This window comes from Marinobacter lipolyticus SM19 (genome assembly GCF_000397065.2).
GTDB lineage: Bacteria > Pseudomonadota > Gammaproteobacteria > Pseudomonadales > Oleiphilaceae > Marinobacter > Marinobacter lipolyticus.
In genome coordinates, this window is record NZ_KE007325.1 from 1 (window position 1) to 17,496 (window position 17,496).

The 17,496-nt window shown below is 60.4% G+C and carries 12 protein-coding genes; all 12 read right to left on the reverse strand.

Going from position 1 to position 17,496, the window contains the following annotated elements:
• Nucleotides 1-123: 123 nt before the first annotated feature.
• The 12 genes from tssM to tssE all read right to left on the reverse strand — a co-directional run bounded on the left by tssM (nucleotide 124) and on the right by tssE (nucleotide 17,495).
• On the reverse strand, nucleotides 124-3,726 hold the full coding sequence (gene tssM / locus MARLIPOL_RS09540) for a type VI secretion system membrane subunit TssM (protein ID WP_036191219.1): 3,603 nt from the start codon (nucleotides 3,724-3,726) through the stop codon (nucleotides 124-126).
• A gap of 42 nt (nucleotides 3,727-3,768) precedes the next feature.
• Entirely contained in the window at nucleotides 3,769-5,190 is a 1,422-nt protein-coding gene (tssA, locus tag MARLIPOL_RS09545; RefSeq protein ID WP_012137855.1) for a type VI secretion system protein TssA, read from the reverse strand.
• A 32-nt stretch (nucleotides 5,191-5,222) separates the two neighbouring features.
• Nucleotides 5,223-5,867, reverse strand: a complete 645-nt coding sequence (gene vasI, locus MARLIPOL_RS09550; protein ID WP_012137856.1) for a type VI secretion system-associated protein VasI — start codon at nucleotides 5,865-5,867, stop codon at nucleotides 5,223-5,225.
• On the reverse strand, nucleotides 5,867-7,429 hold the full coding sequence (locus MARLIPOL_RS09555; protein ID WP_036191347.1) for a sigma-54 interaction domain-containing protein: 1,563 nt from the start codon (nucleotides 7,427-7,429) through the stop codon (nucleotides 5,867-5,869). The genes vasI and MARLIPOL_RS09555 overlap by 1 nt, the downstream gene beginning before the upstream one ends.
• A 181-nt stretch (nucleotides 7,430-7,610) precedes the next feature.
• Nucleotides 7,611-10,289: a type VI secretion system ATPase TssH gene (gene tssH, locus MARLIPOL_RS09560; RefSeq protein WP_082446133.1), complete on the reverse strand. Its 2,679-nt coding sequence runs from the start codon at nucleotides 10,287-10,289 to the stop codon at nucleotides 7,611-7,613.
• Entirely contained in the window at nucleotides 10,255-11,082 is an 828-nt protein-coding gene (gene icmH / locus MARLIPOL_RS09565) for a type IVB secretion system protein IcmH/DotU (RefSeq protein ID WP_012137860.1), read from the reverse strand. The genes tssH and icmH overlap by 35 nt, the downstream gene beginning before the upstream one ends.
• 3 nt (nucleotides 11,083-11,085) lie before the next feature.
• Nucleotides 11,086-12,420, reverse strand: a complete 1,335-nt coding sequence (gene tssK, locus MARLIPOL_RS09570; protein ID WP_012137861.1) for a type VI secretion system baseplate subunit TssK — start codon at nucleotides 12,418-12,420, stop codon at nucleotides 11,086-11,088.
• Complete coding sequence (gene tssJ / locus MARLIPOL_RS09575) at nucleotides 12,420-12,953, reverse strand: type VI secretion system lipoprotein TssJ (RefSeq protein ID WP_012137862.1); 534 nt, start codon at nucleotides 12,951-12,953, stop codon at nucleotides 12,420-12,422. Before tssJ ends, tssK begins: the two co-directional genes overlap by 1 nt.
• Complete coding sequence (gene tagH, locus MARLIPOL_RS09580; protein WP_012137863.1) at nucleotides 12,950-14,152, reverse strand: type VI secretion system-associated FHA domain protein TagH; 1,203 nt, start codon at nucleotides 14,150-14,152, stop codon at nucleotides 12,950-12,952. The genes tssJ and tagH overlap by 4 nt, the downstream gene beginning before the upstream one ends.
• Before the next feature lie 22 nt (nucleotides 14,153-14,174).
• Nucleotides 14,175-15,191 (reverse strand): type VI secretion system baseplate subunit TssG, encoded by a 1,017-nt coding sequence (tssG, locus tag MARLIPOL_RS09585; protein WP_012137864.1) that lies wholly within the window; start codon nucleotides 15,189-15,191, stop codon nucleotides 14,175-14,177.
• The gene (tssF, locus tag MARLIPOL_RS09590) at nucleotides 15,155-16,927 is read right to left on the reverse strand and encodes a type VI secretion system baseplate subunit TssF (protein ID WP_012137865.1); all 1,773 of its coding nucleotides are present in this window, start codon (nucleotides 16,925-16,927) and stop codon (nucleotides 15,155-15,157) included. Before tssF ends, tssG begins: the two co-directional genes overlap by 37 nt.
• Nucleotides 16,928-17,054: 127 nt before the next feature.
• Nucleotides 17,055-17,495: a type VI secretion system baseplate subunit TssE gene (tssE, locus tag MARLIPOL_RS09595; RefSeq protein ID WP_012137866.1), complete on the reverse strand. Its 441-nt coding sequence runs from the start codon at nucleotides 17,493-17,495 to the stop codon at nucleotides 17,055-17,057.
• Nucleotide 17,496 lies beyond the last annotated feature (1 nt).

A 17,496-nucleotide genomic window follows, 5' to 3' on the forward strand; every position in this document is an offset into this window, starting at 1 on the left:
TGGTGGCGGTGAACTGCAGTCCGCTTGCCTGGGGCATGTCTTCGATCCCTGAAGAATGTGGTGCAATTAAATGCTCGGTAATACTTGCCGCCCTACACGATCCTGCGCAGGGCGGCCCATAGTCTAATACAGACTGCGTGGTATCTGGTACCCCGCAAGGAGTTCCTGTGTGAACGGGTTGGTATTACTGGCGGCATGCAGGCGATAACGCATTTCGCCATCATCCAGATTGAACTTCACGTCCACCGCACTACCGCTGACGCCGGTGATATCCGCCCTGTCGAGTAGCCGGAACAACGCCCACGGGCCATTTTCAGAGAGGCTACGGGGCGAGCGGTTCACCCGGGTCGGCACCAGGGTGACTCGGCTCTCCACGCTGTCACGCAAAGTGTTGGGCCAGACCAGAGGTATGCTTTGACTGGGGCCATGGCTGAATTCCACCAGTTGGCCATCCACGTTCACCACACTGCGACGCTTATTGGAGGACAGGTTCAGAGGCTCCAGTGCGAACTCCACATCCAGGGAGCCGCTGCGGGTGAAAAACGCCCTGCGTATGGTTTGGGCTTTCTCCAGTGCCGCCCGGACGTCGGCCCGAACCAGTCCAGCACGCCGTGATCCGGCCACGTGTTCCGGATGGTCTTCCAGGAACAGCTTCAGGTTATCGGCATAGAAGGTGTCCAGCACGCCTTCCGGAGCGAAGAACCGTTCGAAGTCTTGCAGGGCCGCATCACGACCGGCTCCGGGGTTGAACGGATAATGTCGTGCCAGGGTCCGCTGGAACGGCTGGTAAACCTCCCGATACCATTGCCGTTCCAGTTGCGCGACGGCCTGATCGAGAACCACGCGCCAGCTCTCGGCGGCGAGTTTATCCAGCATCCGGTTCAGCGGCGCCGGCTGATTCGATGCCAGTCGCTGCAGTGTGAATATCGGATCGGCGCCTTGCAATCCCATCCGGGCACGGGCGGCCTGCAAGGCTGCCTTGCCACGATCCGGCGCTTCCTGAATGCCCCGCATGTATTCATGCAGGTCACCGATCACGCCCATCAGCTGTTCCATACCAGAAGGGTTATCGCCCTGCTCCTGGTTCAGGTGGTTGAGCTCAGCAAACTGGCGGTCAATTTCCTGGATCATGGCGAAGTGGGAGGATTGCTCCAGGACCTTGCGGGCTGCTACCGCACCGGGGTCTTCCTCATCACTCACCTCCGGCACCAATCTCGTATGGTGCGTGACCTGTCCAAACAGCTGCTGCAGGGGCTGATGGCCACTGGTCAGACTCTCGAGCACCCGCACCCCGTGATTGAGGTCACTGAAGCTCTGCACATCCACCCGGCTCAGGGCCTTGCGCCAGGCATCCGCGTAACGGTCGGCATACAAAGACTGCAGTTCCGCCGTCAGTTGTGCCTCGTCGGATTCACTGAAATCCACATCGTCCCGACGCCCCAGCACCCAGGCGTCCACCAGGGCCAGTTCGGTCACGGAATCGGATTTGCGCAGGAACCAACCGTTCAGTCCGTCCCGGGTCAGCAGCGAGGGAATCACCAGCGGATCCTCTTCCAGACTTTCTTCCTGCAAAGGCTCACCACGCTCGTCGAGTTTGGTGAATACGGTGCTGAACGCAGGGCCAGATTCCCTCGCCAGATCCAGCGGCGAGCCGAACTCCCGGGCGGCCTCCTTCTCCAGGTCGTCGTACACCCGATCAGTGGTGGGAATGCGACCCAGCTCATGCTGAGCCCATTGAACGCTACTGCGGAAAGGTGCCAGTGCCATGTCGGCGGTCACATCGCCCTGACGGACCTGCTCCGCTAGGTCGGTGTGGGCCAGGGCGTAATCCAGATGGCGGCGCAGCCGTTGCTGCCTGTCTGCCTGCCCCGGGAACCGTTGCTGCCAGTAACTGGCCATATAGTCCGTCACGATATCGACCCGACGGCCACTGGCGTCGTACAACATGCGCAGCACCCGGAGGTGGTCCAGTCGCTCCGGGCTGTTATCCGGCGCCCGGCTCATTTCGCCCATAACACCGAGCATCAAGGTCGGGAGGTACTGATAAGCCAGCATGTCCAGGTAGGACGCTTCCACTTCCGGACCTACCCGCTGGCCCTGATACAGCCCCATATCGTCGAACAGCGGCCAGCTCTGCCGGTAATCCCCGAACGCGAGTGTCGCTTCACGTAGCTCATCCAACGGCTCCAGCAGGTTACTGCCGGTGGTGTCCGGCTCATAGCCGACCGGACGCCAGTTATTGATAAAGCTGCGCACCCGCTGTTCAACAGCCGTGGCCGCTTCCGCGTTTTTGATGAAGTAATGTTGCCAGCCGGCGGTCATACCCAGACCAGCCGCAACCGCTACCACGGCGGCAACAGCTACCCGGCGTTGACGGCTGCGGACGACCTTGCGGTTATCACCGGCCAGCCCGGACTCCCGGTAGATAACATCCGGGAACAGGCCCTGGGTAAACAGGCTGGTCGACTGGCCGTTGCGTTGGGCCGGCTGAATCGGGCCTGAGAGCTGGTAATTGGCGGCGGCGGCGGGCACAAACGCGTCCTCCGGCACACCTTCCTGAATCACCGAGGTAAAGTAGGTGCCACGCACCAGCGCCGGTGTTGAAAACGCATCCTCTGACAGCAGGTCTGCCAGGAACTGTTCCAGAACCGGCTTCAGACCTGCCAGTTGCCGGGTAAAGGAATAGACCGATGTCCGCTCTTCGGCATCACGGGTGACCGCAAGCACGTCCGGGAGCCGCGCATTCAGTTGCTCCACCAGGCCGGCAAAACGTTCCGAGAAGTCCGCCAACCAGTCATCCCCCTCCAGAAGGGCTTCCAGGGGAAAGGTAAACCCAAGGGGCTGCTCCCTCTCCGACTTGGTGAGGGTTTTCATGAACGGACCGAAGCCGTAGAGCAAGTCCATCTTGGTAAAGCTGACATACACCGGCAACCGCGAACCGAGCTGTTCCATCAACTCCCGCAGTCGGGTGCGCAAAAGTATGGCCTGCGCCTGCCGCTGTTGGTCGCTGCCGGTACTCAGGCTGGCAAGATCAATGGTCAGGACCACGCCATTGAGTGGGCGCTGGGGCCGGTTTTTCTCCAGCCACTGGATAAAGTGCTGCCACAACCGTCGCTGGATTTCATGGCTCGCCCCCTGCCCGTCATTCTGACGCAGCAATTCACCATCAGGATCAATCAGAACACCATGGTCACCAATCCACCACTCAAATCCAAACGGGTTGCGATCCGACTGCGGATGTCGGGTCACATTGGTCAGGGTATAGGTCTGGCCCGAACGTTGAATCAGACTGGTCTTGCCGGCATCCTCCAGCCCCATAACCAGATACCACGGCAGGCGATACAGCCCCTTACGTCCCGGCAGGTTGCTTTTGAGAGCCTGTAACTGACGATCCAGCAGGCGTGTCTGCCGCCGCTCCAGTGGCAGGATGGGATCTTCCTGTTCCTGTTGCTCATCCGCCTTGGCGGCATTGATCTTGCCCAACCGCCGCGCCAGCAACGTGGCCCATACCATGGCCACCATCAGCACCACCCCAAGGGTCACCAGTGCGCGCATCTGCCAGGCAGCCAACGGGTATTCACCGTCAATTTCCAGCCGAGGTCCGAGCCACCAGGTGGCGCCCAACAATACAATGACCCCCAGCGCCAGAGTAATTGGCGCAGCGCTGCGCAGGTACGGAAGAATCCTTCGACCGATGAGTAATGCTTGTCTCCACATGGCGTCCATTCCTGAAATTGAGATGTCTGTGTGATGTCTGAAAACGTCGCGTTAAACCAGTTTTTCCAGTTTCGAAACCAGCCCGGGTTCCCAGTCTTCCAGGGCCAGGCCCCGGGTCTGCTGGTGCAGATCCTGGATCTGCTGGCCGGCAAGGGTCTTCAGCCCGCTGTCCTTCATCAGGCGGGCACTGGCCAGCCGCCAATAGAAGCGATCCCGTGGTTCCCGAGCGCTGGCCAGACCGTCTTCCATCAATTGCATTGCCTTAACCAGGCCCTTTTGGTCGGCCAACTCCCGTGCCTGTTCGTAGGCCTGATCCCAGGGGCTGGCACCGCCGGCAACGCCTGCCTTCGCCGGAGTCGTCTGCATCCAGTCGTTCGCTTCCGCGCATAGAAACGGCGTGCCGTCGTTAAACGTCATATCCGCCAACTGCGGCAACCGTTCGACAAAACCCAGAACGGATTCCCGAATCGCCTCGGCACAGGGGCCATAACCAAGCGCCTCGGCCGCGCCCGCGCTGAGCCAGTGGCCATCGAGCCAGAACGGGCTAACCGACAGGCTTTGCTCAATCCGCTTCCATAGCTCCATATCCGGGGCTTTCTCCAACGCCTCGCGGTACTCGGCAACCCGGTCGGCACTCACCGCTGCAAGGTCGGTTTTTACCCCGTCACGGGAAGGCGGTACTGAGGTAATCCCCTGCCAGATGGCGTAACGGCGTAGCTGGTAGCCCAGGGGAGTCTCCGGTTCGGATTCCACCAGCAAGTCTGCTACCTTCAACAGGCTCTGTCGGGTCGCCCGTTCGTTGGCGGAATCCAGGGTCAGCTCCCCCAAAGAGGCCTGTCGTGCAGTATTGATGGGTGTCGTCGCAGTGCGGGTGTCCGGCTTTGCCGACGGCTGCTCCCCGGTAACGGCCGGCTCCGGGTCAGCCGGTAATTTTTCTACGGCGCGCTTAATCTCGTGTAACCCGTCATCCGCCAGTTCCCGATCCCTGGCCTGGGTAATCAGGTTGTCGATCATCTTGAGGCAATAACGGCGGCCGTCCCCCACCTCACGATCAAACCTCAGTGAATCCACTTCCTTGACGGCACGCTGAAGCATCTGGGTAAACATCATTCTGCGCGCCCGCTTACCCTTGTCACCCGGATAAGGCCAGGCCTGCGCCCACCAGGAGTCGAGTACCTGATGCAGCAGGAACAGGGAGAGCGCGTAACGCTCGCCATCGCCGCCCCGCTGTAGACTCAGAAGAAGAAACCCCAGTACTTTCAGATCCTTGCTGCGGTCCGACAGCAGTCTGAGAGACTCACTTTCAACCTTGCTCCAGTCGATCTCATTGTGAGCAAGGGAGCCCACCTTCCTGATCTCGTCTTCCAGAAACTCAAGGGTGTCATCGTCGACCAGTGATTCACCCATGTCGGACTCGCCACCGAGCGTTTCCAGCACCTGTTCCACATAAGGATGTTGTTCAACAACCTGCATTCGAATCTGCCTTTCGATCGTTTCCAGTTCAGTTACCAACCACACTCGGAGCGCAACGGCTGGATGGCGTCGCGAAAGCCGTCAAGGTCGAACATCAGGCCATCCAGCGCGTCATGGGAAGAGCTGATCCGGGCATCTGCCCGACCCAGCAGCGACTTGGCAACCCGGATAGCCGGCAGGCCGCGACCGCTACTGACAACGAAGCCGTTGTCCCGTACCCGCCACGCATCCCGTTGCGCGCCAAAGCCGATACTTACCCGTTCGGCCTCCAGTGCCGCGGGCAACATCAGGGAAAGCTCGGTGATGTTGTTATGACACTGCAAGACCAGGATCGGGCGCGGTGGATGGCTGCCCAGCGCACCAAGCGTGACCAGTTGCCCGGCGCGTTCCCCGGTTTCCCGGTACAGCGGACCGTCACCAGGCTCCCTCGCCTGTTCCTGGGCATACGCCTGAAGCCATCGCTCTGGTCGGCTGGCTTCAGGTATGCCGGTGACACTCGCCGCCTTCAGGGGCGTGCCGAATACCGAGTCAAAACAGGCAAGGCGTTCGAGCCGCTGTGGTTCCCGGGTACATTCCCGGGCGTCGTCAAGCTGGCTGGCCTCAACTGGTGCAAGCCCGCCAGCGAACAGTGTCATGGCCAGCCAACAGCACAGGTTTGGAGAACGAACCGTTATCATTATTCAGCCACCTGATATTTAAGGCATTTATGGGCCAGCGTGCGCTTTGGCAAACCCAGACTTTCAGCCGCCTGAGCGCGATTGCCGTCATACTGTTGCAGTCGTTCGCGGATCACCGCCGCTTCGAAGGCCTGTGCGGCCGCTTTAAGATCACGGATTTCACCGGCCACAGGGCCCCCAGGCAGAGTGGCTGGCACCGCCTCCCCGGAAATCGGGCTTTGCTGGTCGGAGAACAGGTCGTCCAGGCGCAATACCTCCGGCTGAATGTCATCGTCAACCGGTGTCTGCAGGCAGGCGAACTCCAGAATATTCTTCAATTCTCGGACGTTGCCCGGGAAGGCATATCCTGAGAGGGTGTGGAGCGCGTGACTGCTGATGCCCATGGGTCCGGCGCCTTCCCGCTGCTGGTACAGGGAAATAAAGTGCCGGCACAGCGGTTCCAGGTCTTCCGGCCGGTCACGAAGCGGGGTAACCCGAAGGGGAAACTGGCTCAGGCGGTAGAACAGGTCGCGGCGAAAGCCCCCGTCTTCGATTCCTTTTTGCAATGGCTGGTGGGTCGCCGCCACCAGACGAAAATCGGAGTGCTGTTCCTGCTGGGCGCCCAGCGGCCGGAACTGCCGGCTCTCCAATACCCGCAGCAGTTTGGACTGAAGCGCCATGGGCATGTCGCCAATCTCATCCAGAAACAGGGTGCCGCCATTGGCCTGCGCCAACAGGCCTTCTTTAGTCTTGTCAGCACCGGAGAACGCGCCTTTGGTGTGGCCGAACAGTTCGCTTTCCAGCAAGGTTTCTGGAATGGCGGCGCAATTGACGACCACCAGGGGACCGTCAGCCCGGTCGGAGAATTCGTGGATGCCCTTGGCAACCAGATCCTTGCCGCAGCCGGTTTCGCCTTGCACCAGCACCGAAAGCTGACTACCTGCGGCGCGGATGATTTGTGACCGCAAGTTGACCATGTCGGCGGAGCCACCCACCAGGCTACCAGACAGCTGTTCGCAGCGGCGGCGCACAGTTTCGGCATCGTGGAGATGGTCCAGCGAACGTTTGAGGAGGCGCCGCTGCCAAACCTGGTCGCGGTTCTGGAGCTGGCTGACCCATTGGTGGGTGAGCAGTTGCTTGAGGCCCTGGTACAGGGGCATACCGGTGATACCGTCCCATTCAGGCTCGTCGCGGCAAAGCGCAAGCATACCCAGGGTGCGACCGTCTTCACCGCTGATGGGTTCGAGCCAGAAGGAGCGTGGGCGATTACTGGCTTCGAACAGGGCCTGAAAACCGCTGTGGTCGAGGCGGTAGCTGGCAGCCCGGCTCACTTCCCGGGGTTTGCCGCTTTGCAGTACGTGGGCGAAGGGGTGGCTGAAATCGCTGCAGTCGAATTCGCCCAGTGACGCCAGTTCGGCGCAATGGAGGGTGCGACCGCTAAGGTCGAGTTCCAGTGCCCAGCAGCGGGTGAGGCCGAAGGCGTTTTCCAGCTGTCTGGTGGCGGTTTTCAGCAACGCCGGCAGGTTGTCCTGTCGGATCAGTGCCACCGCCATGTCGATGCCGGTGTGCAGTTCCGTCTGCATCCGTCCCATTTTTTTATTCCCTATCGGGTTGCTATGGAGTTCGCCGACCGCGCAGCCTGCGGGGCGGCTTTCCAAAACACGCTGTGAATACATCCTTGTAGGCTCCGCTCCGCCATCCATGGCTCCGCAGGGTTTTGGAAAGCTTGACCCCACGGTGCGCTACGACTCAGGGATGCCTGTGCTAGGCGACGGTTCCTGTGAATTTGTTGTCGTTCACACTCAGAGTGACTTTGGTCACCGGCTCCCTCGCCGCCAGCTTTTCCAACAACGCCAGCGATACCGGTGGCAACAACTCACCTTCGATGATCGACTCCAGCATCCTAGCGCCGTTCTCGCTTCGGGTTGCACGGCTGCGGATGGCTTCCACCAGGCCGTCTTCCAGCACCACTTCGGTGTGGTAGCGGCTTTTGATCTGGTCCGCTAGGCGCTCGAGTTTGTCGCCAACGATGCGGTTAAGGGTGTCTTCGCCCAGCGGCAGATAAGGCACCACTTCCATGCGGGCCAACAGCGCCGGTTTGAAGAAGTCGGCCAGTTCCGGATAGAGGGCTTCTTCGATTTTTTCCGGTTCTTCGGCATGGTTGACGATGGTCTGGTAGCCGAGGTTGGAGGTGAGGAAGAACACCACGTTTTTGCAGTCGATCGACCGGCCTTCGCCGTCGGCCAGTTCGCCTTTGTCGAAGGCCTGGTAGAACAGGTTGAGGACTTCCGGATGGGCTTTTTCGACTTCGTCGAGCAGCACCACGGAGTAGGGTTTCTGGCGGATGGCTTCGGTGAGGATACCGCCTTCGCCAAAGCCGACGTACCCGGGAGGTGAACCGATCAGGCGGGAGACGGTGTGTTTCTCCTGGTATTCGGACATGTTGATGGTGGTAAGGAACTGACGGCCGCCATAGAGCAGTTCGGACAGTTGCACCACGGTTTCGGTTTTGCCCACACCGCTGGGGCCAACCAGCAGGAACGCGCCCATGGGGCGGCCCGGGCGACGGAGGTCGGCGCGGGCGGTGAGCAGGTGCTGGTGCAGGCAGTCGATGGCGGTGTCCTGGCCTTTGATGTGTTCCTGCAGGTAGGCCGGCAAGTGGGTGATTTTTTCCAGTTCGTCGGTGGTCATGCGGTTGACCGGGATGCCGGTCCAGTCGGCGATGACTTCGGCCACCTGGCGGGCATCTACGCGGGCGTGGACGAGCGGTTCGTCGGCCTGCAGTTCCGCCAGTTCCTGTTCGATGGCGGCGGCTTCGCTTTTCAGGTCCGGGCGCTCTTCGTTGCTGGCTTCAGGCTGCTCATCCGTCCTTTCTTCCACAGTGTCGTCGCCGTTCAGCAGCTGTTCGCGGATGTCCACCAACTGGGTGACCAGATCCCGCTGGTCATTCCAGCTTTGTTCCAGCTCGGCCGCTTCTTCGTTCAGTGTGGCGATACGGGCATCCAGTTCGCTTTCGCGCTCGGCGTCCACGTTCTGGCCCAGGGTGTGTTCGCGGCTAAGCAGGTCCTGCTCCATGGAGAGCTGATGCAGTTCGCTGCGGACGTGGCTGAGCCGACGCGGTGGGGTGCTCAAATTCAGGCTGACCCGGGCGCAGGCGGTGTCCAGCACGTCGATGGCCTTGTCCGGTAACTGGCGGCCGGCGAGGTAGCGGGCGGACATTTCGGAAGCGGCTTTGAGGGCGCTGTCGGCGATCAGTACCCGGTGGGCCTTTTCATAGACGGTGCGCAGGCCACGGAGGATATGAACCGCCCGGGCGGGACTGGGTTCGTCCAGAGCCACCGGCTGGAAGCGGCGACTGAGGGCCGGGTCTTTCTCGAAGTATTTCTTGTACTCTCGCCAGGTGGTCGCTGCGATGGTCCGCAGCTCGCCCCGAGCCAGGGCCGGTTTAAGCAGGTTGGCAGCATCGGAACCGCCTTCGCTGTTGCCGGCTCCAATCAGGGTATGGGCTTCGTCGATGAACAGGATGATCGGGGTGGCGGAGCCTTTCACCGCTTCGATCACGCCTTTCAGGCGTTTCTCGAATTCGCCTTTGACCGAGGCGCCGGCCTGCAGCGCGCCCATGTCGAGGGTCCACAGTTCCACGCCGGTCAGGCGCTCGGGCACATCGCCGTTAACGATGCGTAGGGCCAGGCCTTCTACCACGGCGCTTTTGCCAACACCGGCATCGCCCACCACGATGGGGTTGTTTTTGCGGCGACGGCAGAGGATGTCGATCATCTGGTCAATTTCCGCATCGCGGCACACCACCGGGTCCAGCTTCTCACCCCGAGCCAGCGCGGTGAAGTCGGTGGCGTAACGCTTGAGCGGGTCCATATCTGTCTCCGCCAGCGATGCCTTGCCATCGTCCTGTTCCAGTTCCGGCCGTTCGGCGGAGCCGGCGGTCATGGCATCGAACTGACGACGCAGTTGTTCGCGGTTGATGTCCCGCAGTTGCTGGCTGACCCTCGGCATCAGGTAACGGTCCGCGTTCAGCAGCAGGGCGAGGAAAATGGCGCCGGAACGCAATTCCCGATGGCCCAGTTCGGTAGAGGCCAGCAACCAGGCGTCCTGCAGTAAGTCCACCAGCAGCGGCGAAAACGATGGATACGGCTCGGCGGTCTGGGGCTCACCATTGAGGCTGTCGCCCACCAGGGGCTGAAATTCCTGGTGGTTGATGCCGGTGTACTCCAGAATCTGGCGTACATCGGAGAACGGCGTCTCCAGCAGCTTGAACAGCAGGTGGGCCGGAGTGATTTCCGCACCCTGGCGGCTGATACAAAGGGCCGCGGAGGATTCCAGTCCCTGGCGGCAAATATCGTTGAGGCGCCCGATCAGCGCCGGCAGTTCTACCCGAATCACAGTGATGTCCTTATTTCGGTAGTTGTTCCAGTACGCTGAGCACATCCCTGATGCGTTCGTTCAGCGCCGTATTGTAGAGAGAATAAATGCCCGCCATGGCCAGCACGAACAGGCCACCAATCCCCCAGATCGGCAAGCCGCTGCGCAGGCGGTTGCGGGTTGGGGGCACGTTGGTCAGGGCATCGGCCAGTAGCGGCGCCTGATCGTCATCCCGCAGGCTTTTCAGCTGCTCGTGGAGACCACGGATGATGTCCTCGTATTCCTGACGACCATTGGTCATGACCTTGTATCGACCCTCAAACCCCAGGCACAGGCACAGGTAGATAAATGCCAGCATGTCCCGGTAACGCGCCGGTTCCTGCTCCATGCGAGAGAGAATGGCGAAGACCTTTTCACCACCCCAGGTCTCGTTGTGGAACCGGGACAGCAGGGAATGCTGGGACCACACACTGTGTGCCCCCCAGTCCGTGCCCAGCACCGCCTCATCGATAAAGGCGCAAAGCACGTAGCGATAAGCCACCACCGTCGGACGCTCATAGCCCTGCTCCACCAGCTCACGGTCGATGGCAGCCACTTCGTCCACCACCTGCCGGTATAGCGTCTCCACTTCCCGGAAATCCGCCAGCCGCCGTACCCGGATGACCAGGCCCAGCAGCGGCGTGGCGGCATCGATCAGACGATTGTCCTCCAGGCCACGAAGCTGAAATTGCTCGTTGGCAAATCCCTGGCTGACGGCGCGACCATTGTCGCTACCGTCCGCAAACATCAGGTCACTGAACGCACTGCCATTGGTTTCCATGTTGCCATTGGGTGAATCCATCACCGGTGCATTTGCCATGATTTAGCTCCTGATTGCCCAGAACTGCATTTCCATACCCGGGAAGCTGCCGGCCACGTGGAAGGCGAAACCGCTGGCGTTGTCGAGCATCTGCCAGGCCTGGCTCTGGTCGTCCAGACGGAAATACACAAAACCGGCGTGGTAAGGCAGTTGACGCGGCGCCACCGGCAGGGCTGATAGCGGGATGCCCGGCAACTGCAGGCTGATCAGATCGCGGATCTTCTCCACCGATGCCACCTTGCACTGTTGGGTGAACTGCTTGCGCAGATCGTCCAGGGGCATGTCCGCTTTCACCGCAAGGATGAACTCCGCACTGTCGAGTAACTGGGCATCCTGAAGCGGCGCTACCGTCAGGCCGTACTGCCGCTCCTGCAACTGGATTGCCAGCGCCCGTGGCTCCAGTACGGTGCTCAGGGACTGCCTAAGTACCTGCATCAGCGGCGTGAACGACGCTTCCGGCAGATCATGATCGTAGGGCGTGTGTTCCCGGGGCAGTCGGTTTTCATCGGTGAAGGTCACCAGCTCTCCGCACAGTTCCAACAAGGCCTCGTAAAGACGCTCGGGGTGGAGCTGTCGAAGCCGTGCCAGATGCATGAAGCGCGGGTGGGCCCGGTTGAGCATCTGCAACAGCATGAAATCCGCCACATCGGCGACGCCACCTTGCCCCGGTGCACCCACCCGTTCGGCAATATTCCTCGCCCGCTCCTTCATCAGTCCGGCCATCTCGCCGACAAAACGCTGCAGCCGCGGGGCTGCACGCACACTGAGCATGGTGGGCATGAAGTTGGGGTCCATCACCAGGCTGCCGTCTGGACGCTTCTCCAGGATCCGGCCAATAGCCAGGGCCGCGTAGGCGCTGCGGTCCTCATGCTCCAGCATCAGGCGTGGTGCCACCCGGGCCACATCAATGGCGTGAGCGTCTCCGTCAATGGAGTGCAGGTCCCGGACTTCCTCGGCGTGGGCGCGAAACCGACCCGAAACAGGTGCGTCCGGCCATTCCACTTCCGCCAGCGAATCGCTGCTCAGGGGTAATGCCAGAAAAACCACCTGGTTGGCCACCGAGGCATCAGTGATTTCCAGTGGCTCGGGCATCACATCATCCTGTGGCAGGCTAAAGCGGGTTCCGTCCGGGAAGACCCCGCTGGCATGCACCAGGCCGATGCGTCCAAAGCTCAGGTATTCTGCATTCAGCTCCAGATCGCCAAAGCCGTACAGGTAATCCGAAATCGCCAGGGCCCGTTCGTTGATCTGGTGTTCCAGGTACCGTTGTTGTTGCTGGAAGTGCTGCGGCTTGATGAACAACCCATCACTCCAGACCACTCGATTCGTGACAGCCATCAGGATTCATCCGATCTTCTGAGTTGAACTTCCCGCTCGCGCAGGTTGACCAGCAGGTGATAGCGACCACCAATGGGATCCACTTTCACCACTTTCTTCCACTGGGACAGGTTGGGATAGGCATAGAACGCAATGATGCCGATAAAACGAGTGTCCTCGCTGATCTCGAAGGGTTCGACAAAGCGAAACTGCCCCGGCACCAGAGAGTAGTCATCATGGTCGATATAGTTCTGGCCAAGAGAGTCCTCCAGATCACTCAGCAGCTGGTCGAAATCCCCGGCCATCAGCATGGAGCTGTCCCGCATTTCTATCACCTGGAAAGCAATCGGAGTGGGCGCCAGCGATTCGTTCGGATTCACGCCCGGCTCTGCCAGCATGGTGAGATCCACGCGGCTGGGCAGATCCTCCGGATACCCCACGGGAATATCCGGATCCCACAGCACCTTGGCGGTTTTCGAGACCGCGTTGTAGGGCGTGCTGCAGCCCACCATCGCAAAGACAACGGCCAGTAATATCCCTTTACTGTATTTCACGACAGATTCTCCCTCTGTAGTTGACGCAAGTGCTGGTCGTAAGCCTGCTCGAACACCTCCTGAAAGAGACGCTCGAAGCCCTGCTGACGACTGGATTTCAGTTCACGGTAATAATGCTGGTACATGTCCCAGGCCCAGCGCCCCTCGTCTTCATGCTGCTGTAACCCGCGACGGTAACCGTGAAAACGGCGCAACAAGGCCTCCGGGGAAAAGGCATGTAGAATGGCATCCAACGCTTCGCGGATAGCCTCGCTGGTCGCAACCTGGTGGTGACGCAGGCTTTCCAGGCTCTCGCTCACTGCCGCGGGTGCAGACAGGTGAACAGGGCTGCGCTGGTTGGCAAACAGGGTCTGGATCGACTCCTCGTAGCTCTGGCCCAGGCGCAGCGGATTGTCCTCGATGGGCTGCAGCCGGGTACGCAGCGCCTGATGGCGACTGTCCTCGCCCTTGTGAAGTGCCAGCAGGCCCTCCACCGTGGCTTTCAGCGTCTGCCCGGCCTCTTCCAGGAACAGCCGCATCTCGTCGCTGTCAGCAAAGTCCAGCTCGGACTCCATGCCCTTGAGCAGTGGTGCGCCGCTGATGTGCTGGCGACTGTGGTCGTCAGATTTCTGCCGGGTTTTACGGGGTCGTTGTCCTGACATGCTGACCTGATCTCCTTGTCTGACCGGCAGTCCGACCGCGACATCACGATGTTCCCGATACTCATCGCTGACCTCGCCTTCGGCGGCAAACCACTCGGGTTTACTCGCCATAAGATCCGTTGCCAGCTCACTGCCCTCACCTCTAACCAGCCGGCTTTCTTCGACATTGACCAGGGTATGGTCAGCATCGCTTTCTTCCGGCATTGAGCTGGAGCCGGGTTGAGGTCCACGGACCAGCTCAGCACGGATCTCGTAACGACCAATGGTTATGGTGTCACCGCTTTTCAGTCGCGCACGACGACCACGACCGATGGGTTGGCTGGCGCTGTTGACATAGGTGCAACCACTGCGATCAATGAGGCAGAAGTCACCGTCGATAAATCGCACTTCGGCGTGTCCCGCCATGGCTCCGGTGCGATGGGACGACAGTTTCCAGGTATCGTTCTCCGCCGTACCAATGGAACCTCCCGCCATGGTGAATACATGCTCTGGCAGCAAGCCGCTGCCGACAGTAGTGGGATTGCTGATTTTCAGTGTCAGTGACTGACGTTCGTCCATGTCCGATTTCCTTGTCGTTGTCTCAGCGGCGAATCTGGAGTCGCACAGCGGGTAACGTGCGTGCCTTGTCCGGCGTCAGAAACGAATTCCAGCCCAGCCGTACTTCCGCCCCCGTTTGCATTGGCTTTACATCTTTCGGCCGCATCTGCAGTTCCAGGTCGTAAGCCAGTTGCTCCCGCGTGGTGAATTCGACCAGCTTCAACAGCCGCTGGTGATCCTTGCCGTTGGGCAGGAAGTCGGCAAAGCGCTGACGATCCAGGTTGCGGACACGCAGAATGAATTTGCCACTGCGATCACGGATGCCGTTACCCACCAGTGTGTCGTGCCCCAGGGTTGCGTTCGCCAGCCCCACCTGGGTTTGCTGATCGTCGGGGATGGCCACACGGCGTAACACCCACTGCTCGATACTGACGTCATCCAGATCAAAACAGTGGGCAACAATGCCACTGACCACTTCCGGAGAACGACTGCGACCCGCCATCAATCCGGCGTAGGCCAGCATCTTCGACCAGTTCACCGGTGTCGCGTCTCTTAAGCGACTGTCACCCAGGCCCACCAGGGCGAAAATATGATCGGAAAAACCGTCCGACGCCCCGGGCCGGAAGCGCACGTAATACCGATACTTGCGCCAGGCCCGATGAAACAGGGTCACCAGCCGGTGATTGAAAAAGTCCAGGAAGTGACGACGAATTCCCAGCTCCTGCCCCGCCTCCCAGGCCAGATCCTCCAGGTAGTAACCAGGCAATGGCGACTGCGATCCGTGCAGTCCCAGGAAACTGACTTCCATCTGATAGGGCGCATGCTCGTGCTCCGGAGAGAACGCCTGCACCACATCACTGCCCGGGAACCCCAACCCGGCCGATGCCGAAAAGCGGATACGCTCACGCCGGGGCTGGTCGTCCTGGGACCGCTCCAGGTCATCCCCATGATGCCGGTGAATCAGATCCACCAATTGAAAGAAACTGTAGCGCCGTGCATTGCCCAGAACCGGCTGCAGCTCGGCTACATCAGCGGCTGCTGACCTTGCTGTAACGTCCATGTGTACCGTTCCTGATTGTCTGTATTCACCACTTCCAGTTGGTGAAAGGCGTTAATGCTCGCGTATAGCGCAAAAAACTGGCTCAGAACCGTACCAAACAGGTACAGGTCACCTTCCGAGGCAAACGCTGTCTGGTCCAGTTTCAGTACCGACCGAATCCCCCGCACCGGCAAGCCCCGCACCATGCGATCCACCGGGGAGGTTTCGATGCCCGCAATGCCGGCCAGCCGCTTCTGGGACACCCGCTCGGCCTGGCGATCCACCAGCGCGCGGAAGTCATACACCCGCAGCACCGTGCGCAGGGCATCCACATCCAGCATGGACAGGTAGTTCAGTGACAGGTTGGAAATCAGTGTCCACAGCAAACTGCCATCCAGCGTCGGCCGCAGGGTGGCGGTTGGCCGGGTAATGTTGCTGAAGGTGGCGAAGGCCGGCGTGCTCTCCGTCGCCATGCAGATTTCCCCCACCGCCAGCTGGCTCGGCAACTGGCGGTTGGTGCAGGTCAGGGTCAGGGAAATCGCTTCCTGCCGGCTCATGCATTCGGACTCATCGCCCCGCACAAACGACATGTAATGATCGAAGCCATCACCGCGGACACTGTCCCGCGCCCGCACCCGGTAATACAGCGCGGTGCGGCCACGATCCCGCTCCACTTCGTGCTGAAAGCTCTCGAATGCGGTGTATATACGCGGCTCGCCACGTCCGGAGCGGCCTTCCAGCCAGCCCTCCACCTGCTCAATGCTGAAGACTTCGTAGTGGTCCGGCGACCGGCTCGATGGTGAAACCCGGTATTCCGTCTGCCGCCCGTTGAGATCCACCGGCTCAGCTTCGTGGCTGAACAGGTTCACTGCCGGCGTGCAGTACAGCTGGAAATTTTCTTCCCGCACTTTGGCGTCCGGCGGCAGGATGCGGCTGAAATGAAATCGCAGGCTGATCTCGTCCGCCTGCACCGCCGGTAACCGCTGACGCAGTCCGTGAATATCCACAAAGCGGAAGGCCTCGGGGAAACTCAGGTATTCCTGCAGAATCCGGTAACCGGAGTAGGCATTCTTGGGATACGGCAATAACGCTTCGTCATTCCCGAACCCAACTGGCTGCAACATGGTCGCGGGCAGGCGATATACCGACTCCCCCACAACCAGTTCAATCCGTTCCAGGTAATGGTTCAGCCACAGGTACAGGGTTTCCGCGATATGGCTCTCGCCGCCCAGGTAGAACCGCAGGCTGTCCATACCCAGGGATGACAGTGGCTGATCCGTATGTAACGCCAGATCCACGGTCACGGACGACACTTCCCGGGAATGCTCGGCATGGGCGTTTGCTACGCTGACCGGAAACACGTCCACTGCCCGGCAGGTTCGGAACCGGCATTGGGTCTGGCGTGTGGCATCGCCCAGCGGCCGGCTTTTGATCTCTGTATGCCGGTCTACCCGCTGGCGTTCGCTGATGGCATGCAACTGCGGATCAAACCGCATGATGGTGCAACTGGGCACGGGCCGCAGGTAGTTCGGCCACAGCATGTTCAGCAGCGAATGGGTGATTTCCGGAAACTCGTCCTCGACTTTTTCGCGGAGTTTTCCGGTGAGAAAGGCAAAGCCCTCCAGCAGCCGTTCAACATCCGGATCGGTGCTCTGCTCCGACAGAAACCGTGTCAGCTGCGGATGGGCGTCCGCGAATTCCCGGCCCTGGAGCCTGAGAAAACTCAACTCGTCCCTGTAGAATCGGTTCAACTTCATAACTACTGCACCAGTCTGGGTCCGAAGGGAAGGGGGATGCTTTTCTTCCGGGAAAAAGAACTCGCTGCGCTCAGACACCTTTATACCCGCCAGAAAAGCATCCCCCTCCCCCTCTCATCCTTGCCCGCTACATCACTCGATAGTAGCGCTTGTCATCCAATAACAAGTCGATAGTCGTCTTATCGTCTTCCGAACCAACGCGAAGGTAGACCGTCACCTGAAACCGCAACTGCAAGGGGTCTGGCCCCTGCGGCAGGTTAACGACATCCACGCGCTTCACCCTGGGTTCAAACTTCTCAATGCACTGTCGGATCGCGCCGCGGATCTGAACGCTCAAATCGTGAGTGCCGAGCGTGGCGTCATTGAAATCCAGCAACCCCAGATCCGGCACGCTGGCGCTGTTGCCCGGGTGGGCATTCAGCAGGCGAACCAGGTGGCGCTTGATGGATTCAACAACGTGGGTGATTTCGCCCATGCTCTGACCAGCCGGCGCAGCTGCCTGTTCCAATCGTTCGAACAGGCTGCCGCTGCTGGCCTGCGATCCGTCGCTGGCCGGGTGATTGAACACG

Bases quoted from the DNA above. Each gene is read 5' to 3' on its own strand.
- tssF (WP_012137865.1), bottom strand. From the start codon at position 16,927: ATGAAGTTGAACCGATTCTACAGGGACGAGTTGAGTTTTCTCAGGCTC.
- tssG (WP_012137864.1), bottom strand. From the start codon at position 15,191: ATGGACGTTACAGCAAGGTCAGCAGCCGCTGATGTAGCCGAGCTGCAG.
- tssH (WP_082446133.1), bottom strand. From the start codon at position 10,289: ATGTGCTCAGCGTACTGGAACAACTACCGAAATAAGGACATCACTGTG.
- tssA (WP_012137855.1), bottom strand. From the start codon at position 5,190: ATGCAGGTTGTTGAACAACATCCTTATGTGGAACAGGTGCTGGAAACG.
- icmH (WP_012137860.1), bottom strand. From the start codon at position 11,082: ATGGCAAATGCACCGGTGATGGATTCACCCAATGGCAACATGGAAACC.
- MARLIPOL_RS09555 (WP_036191347.1), bottom strand. From the start codon at position 7,429: ATGCAGACGGAACTGCACACCGGCATCGACATGGCGGTGGCACTGATC.
- vasI (WP_012137856.1), bottom strand. From the start codon at position 5,867: ATGATAACGGTTCGTTCTCCAAACCTGTGCTGTTGGCTGGCCATGACA.
- tssK (WP_012137861.1), bottom strand. From the start codon at position 12,420: ATGGCTGTCACGAATCGAGTGGTCTGGAGTGATGGGTTGTTCATCAAG.
- tagH (WP_012137863.1), bottom strand. From the start codon at position 14,152: ATGGACGAACGTCAGTCACTGACACTGAAAATCAGCAATCCCACTACT.
- tssM (WP_036191219.1), bottom strand. From the start codon at position 3,726: ATGGACGCCATGTGGAGACAAGCATTACTCATCGGTCGAAGGATTCTT.